We start from the raw sequence: 24,062 nt of genomic DNA, 5'->3' as shown, positions 1-24,062 counted from the left end.
ATTGTGATAAATATATATCATTTGTGTGAAATTAAAAAAATGACTTGAAATGATCCAGTACTATTTGGATTTGCTAGCATTTTTATTAGCTCTTAAAAATCCTGGGTACATTTTATATTAGTACTAAGCCATGTGTAAAACATAGCAAAAATTTTACTATCTTCCTACCACATTTAAAATCAATAGGTTATGGGAATTAAGAACTTTATGGGGAAAAGAGAGGTCATAAGTAGTCATGTTCCACAACTAGTTCAAGTGAAGGACTACATGACTCGTAAATTGATTACTTTTTCTGCAGATCAAGGAATTACAGAAGTTATGGAAACCTTACTCAAATACAGAATTACCGGTGGACCGGTAGTGGATGCCAATAAAAACCTAGTTGGTATTATAAGTGATACAGATTTGATGCATGTCATAGGAGAGAGTCGCTACCACAACATGCCAATAGGCGGTAGAAAGGTGAGCGACTATATGTCTGAACATCCTACTACCATAGATCAAGAAGCAGATATTTTTGATGCGGCTTCTAGATTTCTTAAAACTGGACATAGAAGGTTTCCTGTGACTAAGGACGGAAAGTTAATAGGGCAGATCTCTAGAATGGATGTCATTATTGCGGCAACCAAACTTAAAGGGAATCAGTGGCGCTAAGCAGATGAACAGGTGGGCTGCTTTATTTTGTGATTCTGTATATTTTTAAGTATCACTTTTTTAAAAGTGTCCATATCATAAGGTTTTATGATGATGTCGTCCATACCTGCATCTAGAATATTCTGCCGCACTTCGGCAATTTCTGATGCTGTAAGCGCTATTATGGGTACATGATGATCTCTTTTAATAAGCCTTGCAGCTTCTGTTCCGTTCATTACAGGCATGTTCATATCCATAAGAATAAGATGGTATACATTTGATTGTACCGCATTTAAAGCCTCTTTGCCATTCTCGGCAATAGTGCACAAGGCGCCTTCCTTTTCAAGAATCTTTTTAGTAACCATTTGATTAATGCGATTGTCTTCTACGATAAGGATTTTTTTCCCTTTTAAAACAGTTGTATTTAATACAGCTGCTTGGTGACTGGTAAAATTTTGATGACTTGCTCTTTGTGTGATTGGATAATCCAATTTAAAACTAAATATAGAACCTTTACCTATTTCTGATTCTAATCGAATATCAGAACCAGATAAGTGTAATAATCGCTTAACTATAGGCAAACCTAATCCAGTTCCTTGATAGTCGTAGCGCAGAGAGTCACCCTGTTTGAATTCTTCAAAGATGTGCTCTTTTTTATTTTGGGAGATACCTATACCGTTATCCTTTACCGAAAATTCAAGACTTATTTGATCAGCATCAATTTTAATTGTGGTTACGTTAATATCGATAATACCATTATTGGTAAACTTATTGGCATTACCTATTAAATTCATCAGTATTTGAGATAGTCTCGTAGGATTTCCGTAAAGAAGAAAGGGCATATCATGAGGTAAGGTCACATTGATGATGTTTTTGTTTTGCTTAAGCATGTACTTAAATGTGGTGACTAGTTGATCTATTAAATCTCGCATATTAAAATCAACCTGTTCATTGCCTATTTGGTCGGCATCCATTTTGTTGATTTGCAACACATTATTGATCAAAGCAAGTAAGTAATCGGCCGAAAATTGAAGCGATTTTAAGTCTTCTTGAAGACCCTTCTCCTTATTGTTTTCTAATAAAATAGCGCTCAATCCAATAACTCCATACAAAGGGGTGCGCAATTCATGGCATATGGTGTTGAAGAAATTGCTTTTTGCATGAGCCGTTTTTTCTGTTTTGGTCTTTTGGTCGAGATAGAGCCGGGCCTTTTTTTGAAGCGTTAGGTTGAGTCGTTTTTGTTCTTTGTAACGACTTAATGTGAATAAAAGCCCTAAAATCGCCATAAAAAAGAGGGCGATAAGGCCATAATTTAAAAAGTTGGTTTTTCTAATTTTTTCATGCTGAAGCGCATTTTCTTTTACAGATTTTTCCAATTCTTTTTTATAGAGATCTAATTGATAGGTAACAACGGGACTGTTTTTTTCAACAGCTTTAAGTGTGTATTTGTTGCTTGTTTTGTCATTACTGGTATCAAAGAAATCACTTCCCAAAGAACCATACGTGCTACTGGCGTGCCAAAAAGCTTCTTTTACTCGTCCAATTTTCAACGTTTTTAGATGATGGTTAAAAGACTCTTGACCAACTAGGTTGTTTGATAGTTGGTAAGACCCATTTAACAAAGGTTCCATAAGAAGGAACTCTGTGGGAAGCTTTTGCGAGGCTGGTGTTGTAACTACTTGTGCATTCAAGCAAAAATTTACAAACACAAGAAAAAGAGTATAAGTATATTTGATAGGGATCATTATAATTATATGGATACTAAGATATGTATATTTTTAATTAATGCTTCTTAAGGCGCATATAAGTGTAACTTTTAGCACAAAAAGTTACAGTTCGTCGATTTTAGTTTTGTTTAAAGCTCCTTTTTAAGGGCTTGTTTTGAGGTATTTATGCAAACTCCTTCACAATAGGCTTTCATCCTTTGGGTCTAAAGCTTATTTTTGATCACGATGATTTAAATGTATTCTTTACTAATGGACGATTTTATCTTATACGTGACGGAAGGTTTTTACCACGTCATGAATTTTAATGTAGGCGCATATGATCATGTGTTATTTTTTATTCTTGTAGCGGTTCCTTTTCTTTTTAACAGTTGGAAAAAGTTAATTGGTTTAAGTCTGGCGTTTACGGGAGGTCATATTTTATCTCTGTTATTAGTAAGCTACGGTGAGGTTACTTTTAATAGTTCGTATATAGAGTTTTTGATCGTTGTAACCATAGTGGTGGCTGCCTTGTATAATATATTTACAGCGGGAAATCGGCATCGAGATCATCAGCATTGGATCACCATAGTCATCGCATCATTTTTTGGGATTGTTCATGGTTTTGGATTTGCAAACGGTTTTAAAATGTTAGCTGCAGGGGCAGAAAGTAAACTGCTGATGCTTTTGGAATTTGCATTGGGAATTGAACTGGGCCAATTACTAGTGATTCTAGTGGTGCTTCTACTCAATTTTATCTTTACGGGGATCTTTCGTTTTAATAAAAAAGAATGGGTACAAATCATATCGTCCATAGTTTTAGGAATGGTGATACCTTTATTGATCGTAAGGTGGATTTTTTAGATCTCGCTTTCGCGAAAGCTAAACAGTACCAAATCTATAATCGATGCACGTGCATCAAGAGGGCGAGATTCATGTTAGGCGAAAGTAGAACCTTAAAGAGTAACGCTGTCACATTAACCTAATAGAAGAAAATCAACTGCTTCCAAGAAGTTGACTTCTTAGATCTAGAAAAAAAATTGAAAAAGGAAAAACAACATAGATACGATGTCGCTTATTTAAAAATGGCGGCAGAGTGGGGGAAACTTTCACATTGCAAGAGGCGTCAAGTAGGCGCTCTGATAGTAAGAGATCGCATGATCATAAGTGATGGTTATAATGGAACCCCTAGCGGTTTTGAAAACTTCTGTGAAGATGAAGAAGGCTATACCAAATGGTACGTGCTTCATGCCGAGGCTAATGCCATTTTAAAAGTAGCGGGTTCTACACAAAGCTGTCGTGGAGCTACTTTATACATTACTATGTCACCTTGTAAAGAGTGTAGTAAATTAATACATCAAAGCGGTATAAATCGCGTTGTTTACCTGCAAGCTTATAAAGACGATAGTGGGTTGCAATTTCTTGAAAAAGCAGGAGTTACTATAGAGCAAATTCAAGCATTTGATCAATGAAAAAGCGATACCTATACTACCCCTTATTTTTAGGAATCCTTTTTGCCATAGGGATATGGTTAGGCAGTGTTCTTAACCAAAATAGTTTAGGTAATGACTATATAGCCTCTTCTAGCAGTCAAAAAAAACGCAAACTCAATAGATTAATTGACCTTATCGATCAACGTTATGTAGATCAAATCAATACGGACAGCATTGTAGATGTTACGGTAAATGAGATCATGCAAAACCTTGACCCGCATTCGGTATATATTCCTAGTGACCAAACAGAAGATGTGGAGAACAGCATGCGAGGCGATTTTGTGGGTATTGGAATTCGCTTTTTTGTGAACCAAGATTCTATTTCTGTGTTGAGAGCCATTGAAAATGGGCCTAGTGATAAGGCAGGTATTCAAGGAGGGGATAAAATCCTATATGCCGATGGAAAGCCACTTTTTGGAATAAATGCAGTTTCTACCGATGCGCTTAAAGGAGCAAAAGGATCCAAAGTCTTGTTAGGTGTTTTAAGACCTGGTGACAAAGATATTATCTATATTCCAGTGACAAGAGGGAACGTTGCCATTAAAAGTGTGGACGCGAGTTATATGTTAAGCGACAATCTTGGTTATATAAAAATCAATCGCTTTTCGGAGACCACAGTAGCAGAATTTAAAAAAGCGATCAAAAATTTAAAAAGAGCTGGAGCCACACAAATCGCGTTGGACTTAAGAGATAATCCAGGGGGTGTTTTAAGTGCAGCGATAGCCATCGCAGACGAGTTTCTGGAAGAAGACCAGCTTATTCTCTTTCAAAAAGACAGGAATAATAAACGTAAAGACAGTTATGCTACTCCAAGAGGTTCTTTTGAAAATAGCAAGGTGTTTATATTGATCAATGAAAATAGTGCCAGCGCTAGCGAGGTGGTAGCTGGAGCATTACAGGATAATGATACAGGGACTATTATAGGTCGCAGGAGTTTTGGTAAAGGATTGGTTCAACAAGAGATCAAGCTGGGGGATGGTAGTGCAGTACGACTTACCATTGCGAGGTATTATACGCCTACTGGAAGAAGCATACAAAGGCCTTATGACAACGGTAATGAAGACTATTTTAAAGAATATATAGATCGTTACCATAATGGAGAGTTAGAAAATGCTGCCAATATTGAAGTGATCGATTCTCTTAAAAAAGTTACTCCAGCTGGCAAGGTAGTTTATGGAGGTGGTGGTATTATTCCTGATGTTTTTGTGGCCAGTCCAGAGGGTTATGTTTTACAAACACTGGATTACTTCGGTAGAACTGGCTTTGCAGACCAGTTTGTGAATAAATACCTTCAGGAGGAAGGACGTACCTTAAGAACCCTTTCGCAAGAAGCCTTTATAACCGATTATCAGATCTCAGGACACCTGATGGAAGAGTTTATACAATATGCACAGCTGTACAATACGAGCATCAAATTACCAGGATATAGAAACGAAATTGCACTGATTATAAAGTCTGCTATGGCCGAACAATTGTTCACTACAGAATTAAAAGTAAAATTGCTGAATCAAGAAGATCTCATGATTAAGAAGTTGCTCGAATGGAGTCAAAAAAATGAATGAATAGTCAAATAAAGCTTTCAAGTCACTAAAGTCGATCCCACAATAGCGGTTCTTAATTTTCTTCGTATTTCTGAGATATTTTTTTAGAGACAATCATAATTCCCATTAAAGCCACTACGCATAAAGCAGCTAGAATGCTTATAGCAGCGATCTGGCTATCGCCTTGAAGAAGGTGATTGAAGTTGAGTTTAAACGCATTGAAAACGATGCTGGCAACTGCTAATATTCCGATAGAGTAAAATACGTATTTCATAATAGTTTGCTTCAATTAAAAAAGATGCTAGGATAAGCCGCAGCAAGGTATGATTTTTAAGCTATTGGTCTAGTTAAAGAAATCTTGTTTTTAAACTATTAAAAGCATCAGATAGAAAATAAAATGGTTGGAACTAACCTGTTTTAGAACTCCATAAAAAGCACACTTCGTTCTATTGGTCAGTAAACAGCAGTTTTATAAACGCCTCACCGCTCTGACCGGGCAAACCACTAGGGTGCTTTATTAGAATAATTCTTTGATGTTGGAAGTAAATAGTTTTACTGCAATGGCTAGCAAGATGACCCCAAAGATTTTTCTAATCACATTAATTCCTTGTTTGCCAAATAATTTTTCTAAACGTCCAGAGTTTTTTAATACTGCGTAAACAAAACCTATGTTCACGATAATTGCAATAATGATATTAATGGCGGAGTATTCAGCTCTTAAAGAGAGTACTGAAGTAAGCGTTCCAGCACCCGCAATTAAGGGAAAAGCAATGGGTATGATCGCAGCCGTTTCTGGAGCATCATCTTTATACAATTGGATGCCCAAGATCATTTCAAGAGCAATAAAGAAAATAATAAACGCACCGGCCACAGCAAAGGAGTTGACATCAATTCCTATAAGACCCAATATGCTTTCTCCCACATACATAAAAACGATCATCAAAATACCAGCTACAATGGATGCTTTTTCGCTTTGAACATGACCTACTTTACGCCTTAAATCAACGATAATTGGAATACTACCTATGATATCGATGACTGCAAAAAGAATCATTCCTGCTGTAAAAGCCTCTTTAAAATTAAAGGCAGTAAAAAAGTTTACTAAAGCATTATGTTCCATGAGGTTTGTTTCTTCAGCGTGCAAAAGTAGCTCTAATGAGCAGGTAGATAGGTCATGACATAGGTTAAATAAACATTAAATCTGTTGGTATTATAGGCCTTTAAGGCGAGTAGCTTTCAACAATATCGATTGGAAATGCAGTTTTGTAATTTAGAAAATAGGACAGGTATTTTTAACTAACAGGAACAACGAAAAGTGAAAAAAGGTCATTGAACTAATAAAAGGATTCTGTTTATCTTCAAGAAAAGAAAGGACCCAATAGACTGCGGATGATCTAGGAATTAGCTAAAGCTCTTAAACTCTTAATAGTTGCCTCTTGATCTGCAGATTTAAACACATAGCTGCCAGCTACTAACACATCTGCTCCAGCATCTACCAGTTGTTTGGCATTGTTATCAGTCACACCACCGTCTATTTCTATCAGGGTATCCGACTTTTTATAGTCAATTATTTTTTTGAGCTGTGTAATTTTATCATAGGTATTCTCGATAAAACTCTGTCCACCAAAGCCTGGGTTGACACTCATTAAGCACACTAGGTCTATATCCTGAATCACATCAGTAAGTAAATGAACACTGGTATGTGGATTCAAAGCGACTCCAGCTTTCATGCCGTGGGATTTGATTAATTGTAGTGTTCTATGCAGGTGGATACAAGCCTCATAATGCACCGTAAGAATATGACATCCTAATTTTGCAAAAGTCTCCACGTAACGGTCTGGATCTACAATCATCAAGTGGCAGTCTATGGTTTTGGTCGCGTGTTTTACAATGTCACGTAATACGGGCATTCCAAATGAAATATTAGGTACAAAAACACCGTCCATAATATCTATATGAAACCAGTCAGCCTCAGATCTATTAATCATTTCTACATCGCGTTGTAGGTTAGCAAAGTCTGCGGCAAGAACGGATGGAGCGATAAGTTGAGACATCTTTTGTTTTTAAAGGTTGTGCAAATTTAGCTTTTTGATTCCGCTTTCGCGAAAGCGGAATACAATTATTACTTAAAAGTTGAAAATGCGCTTTGTGAAATTCATAAAAATGAGTTCCTCTCCAAGTTATAATCAGCATATAACAGGTGTTTATCGCGATATATTAGGTGAAGAATTTAAATTCTTTTTCACATTTTTTTTAAGGTGTACTAGTTAAGGGAAGCCTACAAAAAGGGGAAGCCTACATTTTCCCCTGTCTACTTTGTGCATTTAGAACTCAAAATAGTGGCAGGAATAAACACTTCAAGTTCACTTATAGTTGCGACGAGCTTACATCGAAGTGCAATGATTTTAGTGATTGCTGGCGGAACTACTCATAAAAGTGTAACTACTTACGAGAGGAACTAAATAGTATTCCTACTTTTGCCTTGAAATGCCTCAGCTTTCACTTCTAGTTGACTTATAAGCTAGAACATAAAATAACCAACAATAAAAAATGCCTCTTGAAACTTCAAGAGGCATTTTAGATTTATAACATTATAGCGAGCATTGAATTGTCACACAGAGCTAGTCGATCTGCGCTCGAAATGCGGTTGTTATTACTCAGACTTAGAGTCGTTATCTCTACGTGGACGGTCGTCACGACGTGGAGCTCTGCGATCATCACGTTCACGTGCTGGACGCTCTACCCAACCTTCTGGTTTAGGAAGACATTCTTTACGAGATACTTTTTGCTTCTTCGTACGTGGGTCTATACCCATGTATTTCACATCTAGTACATCTCCTACTTTAAGAACGGTAGATGGATCTTCAATACGCTTGTAATCAAACTCACTTACGTGAAGTAAGGTTTCTTTACCAGGCCTTAATTCTACTACGGCACCAAAGTCTAACATTTTAACAACCTTCACTTCATAGACAGAGCCTACTTCTGGTTCAAAAATGATATTCCTGATACGTTCTAAAGCAGCTTCAATTTTAGCGCGATCTGTACCTGCAATTTCAATGATTCCCATCTCACCATCTTCTTTGATGTTGATCACGGTATCAGTTTCTTTTTGCATTTCTTGAATTACTTTTCCACCAGGTCCTATAACAGCTCCAATGAATTTTCCTTCAATTTCCATAGATTCCATCTTAGGAGCGTGGGGCTTCACATCTGCAGCTGGAGCAGCAATAGTGTCTGTTAGTTTACCTAGGATGTGCATGCGGCCCTCTTTAGCCTGCATTAAAGCATTAGTAAGGATTTCATAAGAAAGGCCTTTAACTTTAATATCCATTTGACAAGCGGTGATTCCATCTTCTGTACCAGTGACTTTAAAGTCCATGTCTCCCAAGTGATCTTCATCACCTAAAATATCAGATAAGACAGCATATTTCTCACCATCTGTGATCAATCCCATAGCGATACCAGAAACTGGTTTTTTCATAGGTAGACCTGCATCCATCATCGCCATAGTACCGGCACAAACGGTTGCCATAGAAGAAGAACCGTTAGATTCTAATACTTCAGATACAATTCTTACCGTATAAGGAAGATCATCTGGAAGCATTCGTTTCAATGCACGTTGAGCTAGGTTACCGTGACCTACTTCACGACGGGAAGTACCACGTAACGGACGAGCTTCTCCTGTACAGAATGGTGGGAAGTTGTAATGCAAGTAAAAACGTTCTTCTCCTTCTTGTGAAGCCATGTCGATCACATTGGCATCTCTAGAAGTACCCAAGGTTACTGTTGCTAGTGCTTGAGTTTCTCCACGGGAGAAAATGGCACTACCGTGTGTGGACGGAAGGTAATCTACCTCACACCAGATATCACGTATGTCTGTAGTCTTACGACCATCAAGACGTATACCTTCATTAAGGAGTACATCACGTACTGCTTTTTTATGGGTCTTGTTGAAATATTTAGAGATCAGATCGCTGTTCTCTGCTTGATCTTCTTCAGAGAAAGTAGCTTTGATCTCTTCTTTGATTTCAGAGAAAGCTGCGCTGCGTTCTGTCTTAGCGCTTCCTTTTTTAGCGACATCATACACTTTTTGGTAAGCAAGTTCTGCTACCTTAGCTTCGATATCTGCATCTTCTTTTTCACCCTCGTACTCACGCACTACTTTTTTACCTACTGCTTCAGCAAGGGTAATTTGAGCAGCACACTGATCTTTAATAGCTTCATGAGCGGCTTTGATTGCAGCGATCATATCTTCTTCAGATACTTCGCTCATCTCACCTTCTACCATCATTACAGAGTCAGCACTAGCACCTATCATCATTTCAAGGTCTGCTTCTGCTAACTGTGAGTAACTTGGATTGACAATAAATTCACCGTTCACTCGCGCTACACGTACTTCAGAAATCGCACATTCAAATGGAATATCAGAAAGCTGAATAGCAGCACTTGCAGCAAGACCCGCCATAGCATCTGGCATCACTTCGTCATCATGAGACATTAATTGAATCATTACTTGCACTTCTGCATGGTAATCTTTAGGGAATAGGGGACGCAATACACGGTCTACAAGACGCATAGTAAGTACTTCTCCATCGTTAGGACGCGCCTCACGTTTGAAGAATCCGCCTGGATATTTACCGGCAGCGGCAAATTTCTCACGGTAATCTACAGTAAGTGGAAGGAAATCTAATCCAGTTGATTTGTAGCTGGATACTACAGTTCCTAGAAGCATTGCTTTCCCACATGTGATCACAACAGATCCATGTGCTTGTTTTGCAAGCGCTCCAGTTTCGATAGTGATATCAGGCCCATTGGCCATTTTGATCACTTGTTTAAAAACTTGTGGTTTCATAAATATAGTTAAACATTAATCTCAAGTTGTGTGTGGTAGAGAAGGTGTTTAGAACTTGAACTTGAACCTGAAATCAAACGTTGAAATTTAATTTCTACTCGAGCCTTAGGGCTCTCGATAGGCGATTCAATGAATAAGAACTGTTACTTTATGAGAAACCAGCTTTTGTTATGTCGCGATGATTTGTTTTAATTCTGCTTTCGCGAAAGCGGAATAGAGATAAGCTCTCCTACTTTTGATAAAATAAAAAAGGGGACGCGAGGCCCCCAATTTATTACTTTCTAATACCTAATTCTTTAATCAACTCACGATAAGCAACCACGTCTTTCTTCATCTTGTAATCAAGAAGGGAACGACGCTTTCCTACCAATTTCACCAAACTACGCTCTGTGTTGTAGTCGTGACGGTTGTTTTTTAAGTGTCCTGTTAAATAGTTGATGCGGTAAGTAAACAATGCGATTTGTGAATCAGTGTTACCTGTATCCTTTACGTCTTTACCGTATTTTGCGAAAATTTCCGCTTTTTTTTCTGGTGCTAAATACATGCCAAAATTAGTATATAATGAATATTATGTATGTCAGTCGATCTGACGGTGCCTCGAGATTCATTCTCTTAGCGCCTGCAAAAATACGGTTATTTCATTATATTTAATAACTTATGTATCAATTTTTAAAGTCGTCTCTAATAACATCTATCAATACAACGTTAAATTTAGGATAGCAGTTACCAGATCGTGATTAGTTTGCTTTATTATTGTAGTAACAAACTACTTCTTTTGAATCCTAAAAACACTGATTGTCTTATCATTTTTACCCGCAACCCTAAATTAGGAAAGGGCAAACGACGTCTGGCGGCAACCGTAGGAGATCAAGCGGCACTGGAGATTTATAAGTTTCTTTTAGCACATACTCTCAAGATTACTAAAGATCTTCAAGCTACTAAAAAAGTGTGGTACAGTGACGAAGTGCCAAAAAATGACGATTGGGACGATGCGCTCTATCATAAATACACACAAGAAGGGGAAGATTTAGGAGTGCGTATGAAAATCGCTTTTCTAGACGCATTTAAAACACATGATCATGTCGTTATTATAGGATCTGATATGCACGATATGAATACTACCGACTTAGAAAAGGCTTTTAAAAAGCTACATACTCATGATGCCGTTATAGGACCTGCAGAAGATGGCGGATATTACCTACTGGGATTGACTAAAAAAGTCGTCTCTGGTATATTTGAAAATAAAGAATGGGGCACCTCCGCCGTACTAGAAAAAACACTTGAAAATCTTAAAGATTATAATTATGCTTTGCTGGAAGAACGTAATGATGTGGATTGCTACGACGATATAAAAAACATTCCAGCATTTCAACCTTTTTTAAAACACCTCTAATGCTTAATAAAAAACAACTTAATCAATCTGTAGAATACTTAAAAGCTCAAGGATTTGAAGCTCCAGAAGTAGGCATCGTTCTGGGTACGGGCTTAGGGCAACTGGTCGATAGTATTGAAAACCAAAAAGTAGCACACTACAATCAAATACCTTCATTTCCACTCGCAACAGTAGAGTTCCATTCTGGGAAGTTGATTTATGGAGATCTAGGAGGTAAAAAAGTAGTGGTGATGCAAGGTCGTTTTCACCTTTATGAAGGTTATGACTTTATTGATATTACCTATCCAATTAGAGTGATGCACGGATTAGGGATTAAAAACCTATTGGTGTCCAATGCCGCTGGAGCAGTTAATTTAGATATGAAAAAAGGCGACTTGATGCTTGTAGAAGATCATATCAATTTACAAGGAGGGAGTCCGCTAGCTTTTAAAGGGGTAAGTGAATTTGGCGAGCGATTTACAGATATGAGCGCACCTTATGACAAGAATATGAACGAGCAGTTAAAAGTTCTTGCGGTAAATCAAGGCATTGCTCTTAAAGAAGGTGTTTATGCCAGTGTAGTTGGCCCTCAATTAGAAACCAGAGCAGAATACCGGATGCTTAAAATATTAGGAGCTGATGCGGTAGGAATGAGTACGGTGCCAGAAATTATTGTCGCAAATCATTTGAATCTTCCTGTAAGTGCCATTTCTGTACTTACAGACGAATGCGATCCAGAAAACTTAGAACCTGTTAATATCAATGACATCATTGCAATAGCAGGAAAAGCAGAGCCTAAAATGGTAGCTTTATTCAAAGGCTTGATAGAGCTGCTTTAATTTTAGTCTTAGGAATCCCTGTTACAGCTTTGTTAAAGCTGACTTTTGCTTAACCGCTTTTCAGTGCTGGTTATTTTTTAAAAACTGGTTTTTATAGTTATGTTATGAAAAAACGGAAGTTGTCCCCTCCTTTTGTCGGAACTTTGGCTACCTATTACCTTATAAATCCGAGCTAATTTGTATACGTATCGCAGTGACAAACTTTGGTATAGGTAGCGTGTACCTTTAATACAGAACCTCAACAGAACATTAAGTGATGCCTTATGAGAATGGGCAACCAGACCACCGTAAAGGGGTGTGTTGCTTAAAAGTAGGTGAACTCCGATACGGTATAGCATATTTTGATCACGACCTGCAAGGCAGCATTAAGGATATTGATGGACCATTGGGACAAGTAGGGTTGAGGGTATGCATTAAAGTAGCCGACACCAATATTGAAAAAAGGGAACTAGACTCCTGCATCAATTGTGTATGGCCTTTAATAAGTAAAAATACCACGCTATGCCTGTGCCTTACGTATATTTGAAAGTATGACAAGCATTATCATTCCGGTTCTTAATGAAGAAGCGTCCATTTTAAAGTTACTGCTTTACCTTAAAGAATATGCTCAAAACGCAAACTCGTTAGAGGTCATTCTAGTGGATGGTGGCAGTACGGATGGCACTGTTCCACTAATTACTGACTTTGCTTTGGCGATACACAAGCCTATCATTAAAATTTATTCTTCAGAAAAGGGTCGTGGCAAGCAATTGCAACATGGTACCACAGTGGCAACAGGGGAACTGCTGTATTTTCTTCACGCAGATTCCTACCCGCCTAGAAATTATGACGCACATATTGCTAAGGCAGTTAAAGAGGGGAATCCTGCTGGCTGTTTTAGAATGAAGTTTGAAAGCTGGCACCCATGGTTAATAATCATAGGCTGGTTCACAAGGTTTTCATGGAAAGCTTGTCGTGGGGGTGATCAATCTCAATATATTACTCGGGATTTGTATAATGAAATAGGAGGCTATAATACTCAGATTCCTATTTATGAGGATTATGATTTGATCACAAGACTTTATGAACGCGGTCACTACCATGTTATTCCAAAATGGTTGAAAACCAGCGCTCGACGTTACCATAAAAAAGGTGTTTTTCGCTTGCAGTGGTTTTATATTATGATCTATTGGAAAAAATATAAAGGTGCATCCATTGATGAAATTTATCAGTATTATTTAAGTAAATGTAGTTGATATTTAGGTATTTATAAGATTATACGTATTTTTGATTTAAAGATACGTATGATGAAAACTAAATTGACGCTCACTATAGACGAAGAAGTAATAATAAGAGCAAAGACTTATGCAAAAGAAACTGGTCGCAGCCTTTCTGAATTGATAGAGAGTTATTTGAGTAAAATAACAAACCCTAATCAAATCAGTGAATCAGGAACTGTTTATGGAAAGGATCAAATTGATAATGCACCATTTCTAATTCCAGATTGGTTACTAGGTATTGCAGGCTCTGTAGATGCAGATATTGATTATGTTAGAGACCGAGAGAAGATTAGGGAAGAACGATATTCCAAATATTTGAAATGAAATATTTCGTAGATACTAATGTTCTTATTGATTTGATCACATTAAGAGAGCCTTTTGGAACAAATGCTGTTAAGTTATTTGAAAAGGCTAAATCTGAAAACTGGAAATTTTATACCTCGGCTATCAGTATTTCAACTACTTATTATATAGCATCAAGAACAGAAGGAACTGAAAACGCTAAAAACATTATTAATGGTCTTTTAGGTTTTATAGAAATCATTCCAGCAGATAGACTAGTTCTAAAAACTGCCGTTTCATCAAAAATTAATGATTATGAAGATGCTATTCAGTTTCAATGTGCCTTGAGAATCAGTGATATGAACGGGATTATTACAAGAGATTTAAAAGGTTTTAAACACTCCACCATTCCTGTATTTGCTCCAGAAGAAGTGCTTTTTTAATTTTAACTCACAAACTCACAGCTACTCTTTCGTCAACTCCGTAAACATCGTCTCCAGATTCTTATTTCTCTTATTAAGCGATAAGATCTTCAATTCATGATCATGTGCAAAGTCAAACACGGCACTACGCATGTCTTCTTTTGTTTCAAATCGCAAGCTGTAAATAAACCCAGGGGAGTGGATAAGATCTGTAACTTCTCTTACCCGATCAATTTGCTGTAACAATTCAGGCTCTACTTTATAGTCAAATTCTACTTCAATCAATTGAGCCGCCTCACTTTTAAGGTTCTTTAAATAATCATCTGCGACTATTTTTCCTTTATTGATAATGATCACTCGATCGCACATGGCTTCTACTTCTTGCATGATGTGGGTAGAGAGTAAAATGGTCGTGTTTTCACCTACTTTTCTAATCAGCTGGCGTATTTCTACCAGTTGATTGGGGTCAAGGCCTGTAGTGGGCTCGTCTAGAATTAATACTTTAGGTCGGTGCAACAGTGCATTTGCAAGTCCTACACGTTGTTTGTATCCTTTAGAAAGTTCTTGAATCTTTTTACCTACATGAGAATTCAGTCCAGTTTCTTTTATAACTTCATCAATGCGTTTTTTAGAATCGGTTACTTTATAAACCTCTGCGCTAAAAGTAAGGTATTCCCTTACATACATATCTGGATACAGCGGATTGTTCTCTGGTAAGTATCCTATGGACTTTTGCACCTGGCGTTGCTCCTGGATAACATCATGACCGTTTACTGTTGCGCTTCCCTCATCAGCGTTTAAATAAGTAGTTAAAATGCGCATCATCGTAGATTTCCCTGCTCCATTAGGGCCTAAGAAACCTACTATTTCTCCAGCTTTGATGGAAAAACTAACTTCGTCCAGCGCTTTTTGCTGTCCGTAATATTTGGATATGGTGGTTACTTCTATAGACATTGGGGTAAAGATAAGAAATGTAAGTATGTTACTATCTGTTTTTTGAGCCGCTTTCGCGAAAGCGAGAACACAGCTTTAAGCTGCTATAATTATAGGGCTCTAAATCTCCTATAAATGGCTCCGAAAATTGAGATATTTATAAAATTCTATTTTATTTTAGTTGTAATTGATGAGTACAACAACTTATTTCTGGTACGTATGTAGGTTAACTTATGCAAGGAAGGCCGGTATGCTAATAATTGAAAATATAGTTAACAATAAGGCGACTATTCATTTGACATCTGGGCATGATCCAGGAAATTTGGGAAAGCGCTTCACCGCATTGGCTGGCTTGGATAGCACACTTTTTAAAATACAACCGCCACCTATTCATTGAGCCCCCTTTTTTACTTCCTTTGTTCAGATCTAGATTTTCAAGACCTCGCTGCATTTGAGGCAGCGCAATTAGAAAGAGGGATTCTCGCAGAATTTTTGAAGGTATAAGGTATTTATAAATCACTTCAACTATCCTAAAACAGGCAAAAGACAGCATAGGGTTTCAGTAGATTACTTGGCAATAAAGCTGGGTCAGGTAAAAAAACAGGCGCTTATTGCGTAAACCTATTCTCAATGCTGAGATAGGTGCCTTAGGTTTATTAACTCGGGTACTAGAGGGGATAGCTGAAAGCTTTAGGGGCTAACAAAGAAGCTATCAGTGAAGGGGTAGCACCTCATAAAAACAAATGGCAATTTTTTCTAGCACATCCCATTTCTGGCACTGATGTTCCTCCACTAGAAAAGGCAAGATCCAATTTTATTTGTCAAGAAAACCATAATTGTATGTGAGGTAGAGAAAACCTCTTTTAACTTGCAGGGAATTTCAAAACTGGTTTTTGAACCTCTGACGATGCAATTGTGGTGCATCACACGAGCGATTTGCGATCAGCCTATTGTTGTATTATCTGACAATCCAGTTTATGCTGGGGAAGACGTTGCTGTAGGAGGAAAAAATGAACGGGATTTCTTTGATTCGGACAGCAGTGGTTTTGAATGCATCTTTTCAATAGCAAAGCGTTTGCTGACCACTTGGGCGCCTATATTTGCAAAGAATATAGAAGCATGCTTTAACGAGTCGGGAGGGCTATATTGAGAATTTGTATCGCTTTCGCGAAAGCGTAAAAAAGACGATCACAGTGCCATATTTAATGATATGGAACAAATAAATAGAATTAAAACGATACTGAAAGGAATAGAAAATGGAAAATAAGAAGGAATTCAGAACCTGGTTAGACGCTCACCAACTGGAGCATCCCATAGTTATTGCTGGACCATGCAGCGCAGAAACGGAAAGCCAAGTGCTTAAAATTGCACATGAATTAAAAGATACAGACGTTACTTATTTACGTGCAGGAATATGGAAGCCCAGAACACGTCCAGGAAACTTTGAAGGAGTTGGAGCGATGGGGCTTAAATGGTTGCAAAAGGCCAAAGCAGAAACAGGTCTTTTAACCGCCACTGAAGTAGCCAACCGAGCTCATGTAGAGCTAGCCTTAAAACACGACATCGATCTTTTATGGATAGGTGCTCGATCTACCGTTAGTCCATTTATCGTTCAAGAAATTGCTGATGCGTTACAAGGAACGGATAAGGTAGTGCTGGTAAAAAACCCAGTTAATCCTGATTTGGCCTTGTGGATTGGAGCTGTGGAGCGGTTGCATACAGCAAATATTAAAAAATTAGGGGTGATCCATAGAGGCTTTTCTACCTATGATAAATCAAAATACCGCAACAATCCAGAATGGCAAATAGCGGTAGATTTCCAGACGCGTTATCCAGATATTCCATTGATTTGTGATCCTTCGCATATTACTGGAAAAAGAGATATGATTCTTGAAGTTTCTCAAACCGCTCTCGACTTAAATTTTGACGGTTTGATGATTGAAACACATTATGATCCAGATAACGCTTGGAGCGATGCCGCTCAACAAGTAACACCAACCGCCTTGATGCAAATTTTTAAAGATTTACGCATTAGAAAAGAGCAAGATGATGAAGCTGGATACCAGTCTAAATTAGGTGTTTTAAGAGCTCAAATAGATGTGATTGACAATACTATTATTGAAACATTAGGTAAGAGAATGAAAACTGCAGATGCGATTGGCGCGTTGAAAAAAGAACGTAACGTAGCTGTTTTACAATCCAAAAGATGGAATGAGATTCTAGGTAAGATGATACTTGCTGGTGAAGAACACGGATTAAGTGAAGAGTTTATTCTCCGAGTTTTTAAAGCGGTGCATCAAGAATCTATTATACACCAAGAAAAGGTGATCAATAATTAATTATTAGAATTACAAAAAGGGGCAGAATTAATTCTGCCCCTTTTTATTTTCAAACCCTCTACTACCTCTAAAAACCTTAATTTTGTTTGATGAAGAACACACAACTCAATTAATGACTGGAACCGTATATAGATCTACTGGAAGTTGGTATGAAGTAAAAGGTACCGACGGGGCATTTTACTCCTGTAGGATTAAGGGTAAATTCCGTTTACAAGGAATTAAAAGCACCAATCCTGTTGCTGTAGGGGATGAGGTAGATTTTGAAATTGAGAAAAAAGGAGACGAAGAAATAGGAATCATCAATGTGATTCATGAGCGCGACAATTACATCGTCAGGAAGTCGGTGAATTTATCCAAGCAAACCCATATTATTGCGGCAAATGTAGATCAGGTTTTTTTACTGGTCACCTTAAACAATCCGCCTACCTTTACTTCCTTTATAGATCGAGTCCTAGTCACTGCAGAGGCTTATCATATTCCTGTAGTACTTGCCTTTAACAAAGTAGACACCTATAACGATGATCAAGGCGCTGTCATGATCGATCCAGAAACTGGAGAAGAATTACTAACTATGACAGAGCTGGATGAGGTAAGGTACTTGATGAGTCTTTATAAATCCATAGGTTATGAATGTATAGCCATAAGTGCTGAGACGGGGAAGAATATAGATATCATTAAAGAAAAGATGACAGGCAAGACCAGCATGTTTGCCGGTCATAGTGGGGCTGGAAAAAGCACCCTAGCTAATGCGGTGCAGCCTGGATTGCAGTTAAAAACCAAGCAAATATCAGAACAACACAAGCAGGGACAACATACTACTACGTTTGCAGAGATGTTTGATTTGGACTTTGGCGCACGCTTGATCGATACACCTGGTGTCAAAGGCTTTGGTGTAGTAGATATGGAAAAAGAGGAAATAGGCGATTACTTCCCTGAAATTCACGAGTTGAAGCAGCAATGTAAATTTCACAATTGCATGCATGTAGAAGAACCTAAATGTGCCGTAAAAGAGGCGGTAGAACAGGGCGATATGGTATTGAGCCGTTATGAGAGTTATGTACAAATCATCAAAGGTGATGAAGATAATTACCGTCAGGATAAACATCAAATACAGCCGTGAGAATAGTTGTTCAACGAGTTAGTGAAGCAAGTGTAACTATAGATGGAAGTGTTCATGGAGCCATTAAAAACGGCTTACTTATATTATTAGGCGTTACCCATGAAGACGCTCAGGAAGACATCGACTGGCTGGTGGGTAAAACAGCAGGTATGAGAATTTTTTCTGATGCAAATGGCCAGATGAATTTAAGTGTTCAAGACTTAGATGCAGAGGTCTTAGTCATTTCCCAGTTTACCTTATTTGCCAACACAAAAAAAGGCAACCGTCCTAGCTATATAGAGGCTGCCAGGCCAGAGGTAGCCGTGCCATTGTACGATGCTTTTATCAACACACTTTCGCGAAAGCTGAACAAGGAAATAGTTACAGGAATATTTGGAGCTGATATGAAAGTACAATTGATCAATGACGGTCCTGTGACTATTGTATTAGATAGTAAAAGCAAGTAAGCTATTTTTTGGCTGATCAAAAGGTAATTTTGATTGAAAGTACCTCAAAATTTACGTTCTTTGAGGTAGTATGAAAAAAAGTACTGTTTTAGCGGTTTGTCTGATACTAGTTCCGGTAGCTTTATCACAAGAGGAGTGATTTCAATCTTCCACCATTCCAGATGAATTAACAGTAAATGCCAATGCAGTGACCTAATAAATAGTTCTCAGAAAAATCTAACATGAGCATAAAAAAATCACAAGAACAAGTTGACGAGTGGATTAAAAACCATGGAGTGCGTTATTTTAACGAACTCACTAATATGGCACAGCTTACCGAAGAGGTAGGGGAAGTAGCGCGTATTATTGCCCGACGTTATGGAGAGCAAAGTGAAAAAGAGAGCGACAAAAACAAGGATCTTGGAGAAGAGCTGGCAGATGTTATGTTTGTCGTGCTTTGCCTCGCTAATCAAACAGGCACAGATCTGGAAGCCGCGTTTCATAAAAAACTTCAAATAAAAACCGAGCGCGATCACGACAGGCATCACAATAATTCCAAAATAAAATCTTAACTGATGGATGTAAGATTGTCTCAAGTATCCTCGCCTAAAAGCAACATAGAGCTCCTAATTTCTGGTTCTAAAAGTGAAAGCAATCGCTGGTTGATCCTTCAGGCGCTTTATAAAAATTTTAACATTCAAAACCTATCGGACAGTGATGATAGCGACCACTTAAGCCAGGTGCTTCAAAGTCAGGACGCTGTTCTAGACATAGGTCATGCGGGTACGGCAATGCGTTTTGGAACCGCTTTTTTTGCCATTCAAGAAGGAAGAGAGATTACACTTACGGGAAGCGATCGTATGAAACAGCGCCCCATAGGCATACTAGTAGAGGCTCTCAATAAATTAGGGGCCGATATTTCTTATCTAGAAAAGGAAGGTTTTCCTCCTTTAAAAATAAAAGGTAAAAAAATAAAAGGAGGCAAACTTTCTATAGACGGAAGTGTTTCCAGTCAATTTTTAACCGCTTTATTACTGGTGGCACCTAGCTTTGAAAATGGGTTAGAACTCAACATCTATGATCAACTCACCTCTAGACCTTATCTAGAGATGACCATAGATATTCTAAAACAACTAGGTGTCAGCATCAGCTTTGAATCGATCACCACGGTAATGAAGAGGTCTGCCAATAATAAAGAGTTAGAGATCACCAATGAAGTGGTTCAAGTACAGCCACTTTTACAAACTGCTTTAGAGGAGGCTAGGGTGGAAAGCGATTGGAGTAGCGCTGGGTATTGGTACAGTTGGGTAGCCATGCAAGAGCCGGGTTATAAAATGCATCTGTCTTTTTACAAGAAAGACTCCTTACAGGGAGATAGCGAACTGGTCTCTATTTACAAACCACTTGGTGTCACAACTGCTTTTGATACAAAAGGAGTCCAGCTCATTAAAGTGGACCAGCAGTTGCCAGATACCGTCATGCTGGACCTGACTAACGAGCCAGATCAAGCGCAAACTGTATTTGCAACTTGCATAGGATTGGGAGTTAATGCTCATTTAACAGGCTTACACACGCTTAAAATAAAAGAGACAGACCGTATAGAGGCTATGAAGTTAGTGGGATCCCGCTTTCGCGAAAGCGTCATAAAAACAACAGATCATTCCATACAACTACATTTTACATCTCCAACAGCTTTTCATAAAGAGGTGGTGGTAGATACTTACAAAGATCATAGAATGGCAATGTCTTTTGCGCCACTTTCTATGAAGACCGATGTGATTATTAAGGATGCTATGGTCGTCACTAAGAGTTATAAAAGCTTCTATAATGATCTTAAAAAGGTAAATGTAAGTATTACAGAAATTTAACTCGCTTTTTACTTGACAAGGCCTATGCTCAAATTGTATATTTGCAGCTTATCATAAAAATGAATTAATGAAGTTATCACAATTTGGATACGAGCTTCCAGAAGATCGCATCGCACAACATCCAGCAGAAAACAGAGACGAGTCTAAGTTGATGGTTTTGCACAGGAAAACAGGTGAAATTGAACATAAAATGTTCAAGGACGTTATCGATTACTTTAATGAAGATGACATCTTTGTGATGAATGATACCAAAGTTTTCCCAGCTAGGTTATATGGTAATAAAGAAAAAACAGGGGCAAGAATAGAAGTTTTTCTTCTTAGAGAATTAAATCCAGAGACAAAATTGTGGGACGTTCTTGTAGATCCTGCTAGAAAAATAAGAATAGGAAATAAATTATACTTTGGCGAGGATGAAAATCTAGTGGCTGAGGTGATCGATAACACTACCTCTAGAGGTCGTACGTTGCGTTTTCTTTATGACGGTAGTTATGAAGAATTCAGACAAGCACTTAAAGAATTAGGAGAAACTCCTTTGCCTAAAGAGTTAAATAGAGATGTCGAGCCTGAAGATGAGGAGCGTTACCAGACTATTTTTGCAGAAAAAGAAGGTGCTGTAGCTGCACCAGTTGCTGGACTTCACTTTTCAAAACACCTATTAAAAAGACTTGAAATTAAAGGAATCAAAAGAACTGCTGTAACCATGCACATAGGACTAGGAACCTTTGCTCCGGTTGAAGTAGAAGATCTATCTAAGCACAAAATGGATAGCGAGCAAGCCTTTATCACTCAAGAAACTTGTGATATTGTCAACCACGCTATTGATACTAGAAAAAACGTTTGTGCTGTAGGAACAACTACCATGCGTACGTTAGAAAGTGCTGTGAGTAGCGATGGCCATTTGAATACATTTAACGAATGGACCAATAAATTTATTTTTCCTCCATATGTTTTTACCATAGCAAATAGCATGATCACTAACTTTCATCATCCTAAGTCTACTTTGATGATGCAAGCCGCAGCCTTTGCAGGTTATGATTTTCTAAATGAAGCTTATCAAGTAGCTTTAAAAGAGGGTTATAAATTCAGTACCTATGGAGACGCTATGTTGATTATCGATTAATTAGTTGATCAACGCATTAATTTAAGGTTTTCACACTTTGCTCCATCGATTTAGCAGGTGAATTCTTGCATTTTTATTTAAAGCCCTATTGAATATTAATTCTTTAGGGTTTTTTTATGATTGTTTCTTATCTTGTCACCTTAAAATCCTTAACATGAAAAAAATTACTTTCTTTCTATTATTGCTTGTCGGGCAAACCATACTAGCCCAAGTAACAAATGAAGCAACACCACGTGGGTGGGATTTTGCTTTTAAAAGCCAGCCTTTAAAAATAGTAATGCCTCCTATTGATATAGAGGCTATAGAGCAGGAGGACGAGCTGACGAGTCAGTCTCTTGCAAAGCCATATAAATTTGGAGAAAAAATACCAGTTGATTTGAATTTATTCAATTCAGGACAGTGGACAGAATTAGAAAATGGCGATCGCATATGGAGATTGAACATCGAGTCTACAGGCGCAAGAACTATTAATTTTCTATTTGATCGTTATGACCTTCCCGTTGGTGCTGAATTATTTTTATACAATAATGATCATACAGATAAAATAGGTCCTTATACTCACAAGGAAAATCAAGAGGATGGTGTTCTAGGATCTTGGATTATCTACGGAGATAATTTATGGTTAGAATATTACGAGCCAGCCGCTGTTAAAAATCAAGGAAGAATTTCTATCGAGCAGGTGGTTCATGGTTACCGAGGCTTTGGAAAGGCAGAAGATGATTTTCGTAAATTAAATGAATCAGGTTCCTGTAATGTTGATGTACAATGTAATCCTAATCAAGGTTCTACTAACGGTGTGGATTGGACAACGATTAGAGATAATTACAAAGACTCGGTGGCGAGAATTATTATCAATGGGAATGGTTTATGTACAGGATCTTTAGTTAATAATACAGATCTCGATGCTACGCCTTATTTTCTAACAGCAAATCACTGTCTCGGCAATGTATCTAATGGTGCTGGGTCTAGTTATAATGGGAATAATTGGTCATTTGGATTTCAGTGGTTTACCAATACACCTCAATGTGCCACTTTTACAAATACATCAGGTCCCTTTAATCCTACTAGAGTTTTAACAGGAGCCGTATTAAGAGCTAATGATGATATTGCAGATTTTGCCTTGTTTGAGCTCAATCAATCACCTGTCGCTTCATGGGATTTGTATTATGCAGGATGGAATAACCTAGTAAATTCTTCTAACGGCCAGCTAGGAATGCACCATCCAAGTGGGGATATTATGAAGTTAAGTAGGAATGATCAAGCTGCTACTACACAAAATTTTAATTTTAATGGTAATCCAGCAACTAGAGTTTGGTTTGTAGCAGATTGGGATTATGGTGTTACAGAAGGAGGTTCTTCAGGTAGTTGTCTATTAAACACTTCTGGTCAAATTATTGGTGTGTTATCTGGTGGAGCAGCAGCATGTAATGGTGTTAATGATAACAATCAATTTGATATTTATGGTAGAATGGATGCTAGTTGGAATAGTTTTACAAACAATGCGAGACGATTGAGCCCTTGGTTAGACCCTGCAAATACTGCTTCTTCGTTTCAAAATGGGGCTTATGCTTCAGCCCTAAGTGTTGCTAGTGTCGATAGTTTAGAGATCAACCTTTATCCAAACCCTTCTACTGGAATAATAAATGTTATGATAGAAAATCCGGCAGATTATCGCCTTTATGACCTTTCAGGTAAGCTCATACGTTCTGGATCATTTGAATTTATGGAAAATCAACTTGAAATTAAAGACTTGTCTAATGGTATTTACTTTTTAAAAGTAAATGATGGAAAGAGAACAGTTACAGAGAAGATTTCTAAAATATAGATAAGAGTTCATTCATCAGGTGTTATTCATCAA

At 37.8% G+C, this 24,062-nt stretch carries 25 protein-coding genes; 18 read left to right on the top strand and 7 right to left on the bottom strand.

Annotation, left to right across the window (positions count from 1 at the left end):
* Window positions 1–189: 189 nt before the first annotated feature.
* A complete protein-coding gene (locus KG732_RS02400; RefSeq protein ID WP_213520786.1) occupies window positions 190–654 on the top strand; it encodes a CBS domain-containing protein in 465 nt (154 codons plus the stop codon).
* Here the strand turns inward: KG732_RS02400 and KG732_RS02395 are convergent.
* Window positions 651–2,324 (bottom strand): response regulator, encoded by a 1,674-nt coding sequence (locus tag KG732_RS02395; protein WP_213520785.1) that lies wholly within the window; start codon window positions 2,322–2,324, stop codon window positions 651–653. The genes KG732_RS02400 and KG732_RS02395 overlap by 4 nt on opposite strands.
* Window positions 2,325–2,609: 285 nt before the next feature.
* On the opposite strand from KG732_RS02395, the gene KG732_RS02390 reads away from it, so the two are divergent.
* The 3 genes from KG732_RS02390 to KG732_RS02380 all read left to right on the top strand — a co-directional run bounded on the left by KG732_RS02390 (window position 2,610) and on the right by KG732_RS02380 (window position 5,391).
* Window positions 2,610–3,200 carry a HupE/UreJ family protein gene (locus KG732_RS02390; protein ID WP_213520784.1) on the top strand — a complete coding sequence of 197 codons (591 nt, stop codon included), beginning with the start codon at window positions 2,610–2,612 and terminating at the stop codon, window positions 3,198–3,200.
* A gap of 176 nt (window positions 3,201–3,376) precedes the next feature.
* Window positions 3,377–3,808: a dCMP deaminase family protein gene (locus tag KG732_RS02385; RefSeq protein WP_213520783.1), complete on the top strand. Its 432-nt coding sequence runs from the start codon at window positions 3,377–3,379 to the stop codon at window positions 3,806–3,808.
* Window positions 3,805–5,391 carry a S41 family peptidase gene (locus KG732_RS02380; protein ID WP_213520782.1) on the top strand — a complete coding sequence of 529 codons (1,587 nt, stop codon included), beginning with the start codon at window positions 3,805–3,807 and terminating at the stop codon, window positions 5,389–5,391. The genes KG732_RS02385 and KG732_RS02380 overlap by 4 nt, the downstream gene beginning before the upstream one ends.
* Window positions 5,392–5,443: 52 nt before the next feature.
* Here KG732_RS02380 and KG732_RS02375 read toward each other — a convergent pair whose 3' ends face one another.
* The 5 genes from KG732_RS02375 to rpsO all read right to left on the bottom strand — a co-directional run bounded on the left by KG732_RS02375 (window position 5,444) and on the right by rpsO (window position 10,769).
* Window positions 5,444–5,644, bottom strand: coding sequence for a hypothetical protein (locus KG732_RS02375; RefSeq protein WP_213520781.1), 201 nt, complete (start codon window positions 5,642–5,644; stop codon window positions 5,444–5,446).
* A gap of 243 nt (window positions 5,645–5,887) precedes the next feature.
* Window positions 5,888–6,490, bottom strand: a complete 603-nt coding sequence (locus KG732_RS02370; protein ID WP_213520780.1) for a MarC family protein — start codon at window positions 6,488–6,490, stop codon at window positions 5,888–5,890.
* A 274-nt stretch (window positions 6,491–6,764) separates the two neighbouring features.
* Window positions 6,765–7,424 (bottom strand): ribulose-phosphate 3-epimerase, encoded by a 660-nt coding sequence (gene rpe / locus KG732_RS02365; RefSeq protein ID WP_213520779.1) that lies wholly within the window; start codon window positions 7,422–7,424, stop codon window positions 6,765–6,767.
* Window positions 7,425–8,023: 599 nt separating this feature from the next.
* On the bottom strand, window positions 8,024–10,225 hold the full coding sequence (locus tag KG732_RS02360; protein ID WP_213520778.1) for a polyribonucleotide nucleotidyltransferase: 2,202 nt from the start codon (window positions 10,223–10,225) through the stop codon (window positions 8,024–8,026).
* A 274-nt stretch (window positions 10,226–10,499) separates the two neighbouring features.
* On the bottom strand, window positions 10,500–10,769 hold the full coding sequence (gene rpsO / locus KG732_RS02355; RefSeq protein ID WP_169932308.1) for a 30S ribosomal protein S15: 270 nt from the start codon (window positions 10,767–10,769) through the stop codon (window positions 10,500–10,502).
* Window positions 10,770–11,000: 231 nt separating this feature from the next.
* Here rpsO and KG732_RS02350 point away from each other — a divergent pair, with 231 nt between their 5' ends.
* The 6 genes from KG732_RS02350 (at window position 11,001) to KG732_RS02325 (ending at window position 14,420) form a co-directional block, all read left to right on the top strand.
* Entirely contained in the window at window positions 11,001–11,618 is a 618-nt protein-coding gene (locus KG732_RS02350; RefSeq protein WP_213520777.1) for a TIGR04282 family arsenosugar biosynthesis glycosyltransferase, read from the top strand.
* Window positions 11,618–12,436: a purine-nucleoside phosphorylase gene (locus KG732_RS02345; protein ID WP_213520776.1), complete on the top strand. Its 819-nt coding sequence runs from the start codon at window positions 11,618–11,620 to the stop codon at window positions 12,434–12,436. The genes KG732_RS02350 and KG732_RS02345 overlap by 1 nt, the downstream gene beginning before the upstream one ends.
* A gap of 256 nt (window positions 12,437–12,692) precedes the next feature.
* Entirely contained in the window at window positions 12,693–12,962 is a 270-nt protein-coding gene (locus KG732_RS02340) for a hypothetical protein (RefSeq protein ID WP_213520775.1), read from the top strand.
* Window positions 12,963–12,966: 4 nt separating this feature from the next.
* On the top strand, window positions 12,967–13,671 hold the full coding sequence (locus KG732_RS02335; protein ID WP_213520774.1) for a TIGR04283 family arsenosugar biosynthesis glycosyltransferase: 705 nt from the start codon (window positions 12,967–12,969) through the stop codon (window positions 13,669–13,671).
* Between the two features lie 48 nt (window positions 13,672–13,719).
* Complete coding sequence (locus KG732_RS02330; RefSeq protein ID WP_213520773.1) at window positions 13,720–14,019, top strand: DUF6364 family protein; 300 nt, start codon at window positions 13,720–13,722, stop codon at window positions 14,017–14,019.
* Window positions 14,016–14,420 (top strand): PIN domain-containing protein, encoded by a 405-nt coding sequence (locus KG732_RS02325; protein ID WP_213520772.1) that lies wholly within the window; start codon window positions 14,016–14,018, stop codon window positions 14,418–14,420. The genes KG732_RS02330 and KG732_RS02325 overlap by 4 nt, the downstream gene beginning before the upstream one ends.
* Window positions 14,421–14,441: 21 nt before the next feature.
* Here the strand turns inward: KG732_RS02325 and gldA are convergent, their stop codons facing one another.
* Window positions 14,442–15,353: a gliding motility-associated ABC transporter ATP-binding subunit GldA gene (gene gldA, locus KG732_RS02320; protein ID WP_213520771.1), complete on the bottom strand. Its 912-nt coding sequence runs from the start codon at window positions 15,351–15,353 to the stop codon at window positions 14,442–14,444.
* A gap of 886 nt (window positions 15,354–16,239) precedes the next feature.
* Here gldA and KG732_RS02315 point away from each other — a divergent pair.
* The 8 genes from KG732_RS02315 to KG732_RS02280 all read left to right on the top strand — a co-directional run bounded on the left by KG732_RS02315 (window position 16,240) and on the right by KG732_RS02280 (window position 24,029).
* Complete coding sequence (locus tag KG732_RS02315) at window positions 16,240–16,482, top strand: hypothetical protein (protein ID WP_213520770.1); 243 nt, start codon at window positions 16,240–16,242, stop codon at window positions 16,480–16,482.
* 106 nt (window positions 16,483–16,588) lie between these two features.
* Window positions 16,589–17,671, top strand: a complete 1,083-nt coding sequence (locus KG732_RS02310; protein ID WP_213520769.1) for a bifunctional 3-deoxy-7-phosphoheptulonate synthase/chorismate mutase type II — start codon at window positions 16,589–16,591, stop codon at window positions 17,669–17,671.
* 112 nt (window positions 17,672–17,783) lie between these two features.
* The gene (gene rsgA / locus KG732_RS02305) at window positions 17,784–18,791 is read left to right on the top strand and encodes a ribosome small subunit-dependent GTPase A (RefSeq protein WP_213521222.1); all 1,008 of its coding nucleotides are present in this window, start codon (window positions 17,784–17,786) and stop codon (window positions 18,789–18,791) included.
* Window positions 18,788–19,237, top strand: a complete 450-nt coding sequence (gene dtd / locus KG732_RS02300) for a D-aminoacyl-tRNA deacylase (protein ID WP_213520768.1) — start codon at window positions 18,788–18,790, stop codon at window positions 19,235–19,237. The genes rsgA and dtd overlap by 4 nt, the downstream gene beginning before the upstream one ends.
* A 221-nt stretch (window positions 19,238–19,458) precedes the next feature.
* Window positions 19,459–19,788 carry a nucleotide pyrophosphohydrolase gene (locus tag KG732_RS02295; RefSeq protein WP_213520767.1) on the top strand — a complete coding sequence of 110 codons (330 nt, stop codon included), beginning with the start codon at window positions 19,459–19,461 and terminating at the stop codon, window positions 19,786–19,788.
* Between the two features lie 3 nt (window positions 19,789–19,791).
* Complete coding sequence (locus tag KG732_RS02290; protein ID WP_213520766.1) at window positions 19,792–21,084, top strand: 3-phosphoshikimate 1-carboxyvinyltransferase; 1,293 nt, start codon at window positions 19,792–19,794, stop codon at window positions 21,082–21,084.
* Between the two features lie 67 nt (window positions 21,085–21,151).
* On the top strand, window positions 21,152–22,204 hold the full coding sequence (gene queA, locus KG732_RS02285; RefSeq protein ID WP_213520765.1) for a tRNA preQ1(34) S-adenosylmethionine ribosyltransferase-isomerase QueA: 1,053 nt from the start codon (window positions 21,152–21,154) through the stop codon (window positions 22,202–22,204).
* Window positions 22,205–22,358: 154 nt separating this feature from the next.
* Window positions 22,359–24,029, top strand: coding sequence for a T9SS type A sorting domain-containing protein (locus tag KG732_RS02280; RefSeq protein WP_213520764.1), 1,671 nt, complete (start codon window positions 22,359–22,361; stop codon window positions 24,027–24,029).
* Window positions 24,030–24,062 lie beyond the last annotated feature (33 nt).

Source organism: Nonlabens sp., assembly GCF_018401815.1.
Taxonomy (GTDB): domain Bacteria; phylum Bacteroidota; class Bacteroidia; order Flavobacteriales; family Flavobacteriaceae; genus Nonlabens.
The sequence above is the reverse complement of the archived record's forward strand: the minus strand, read 5'-3'. Positions and strand labels throughout refer to the sequence as shown.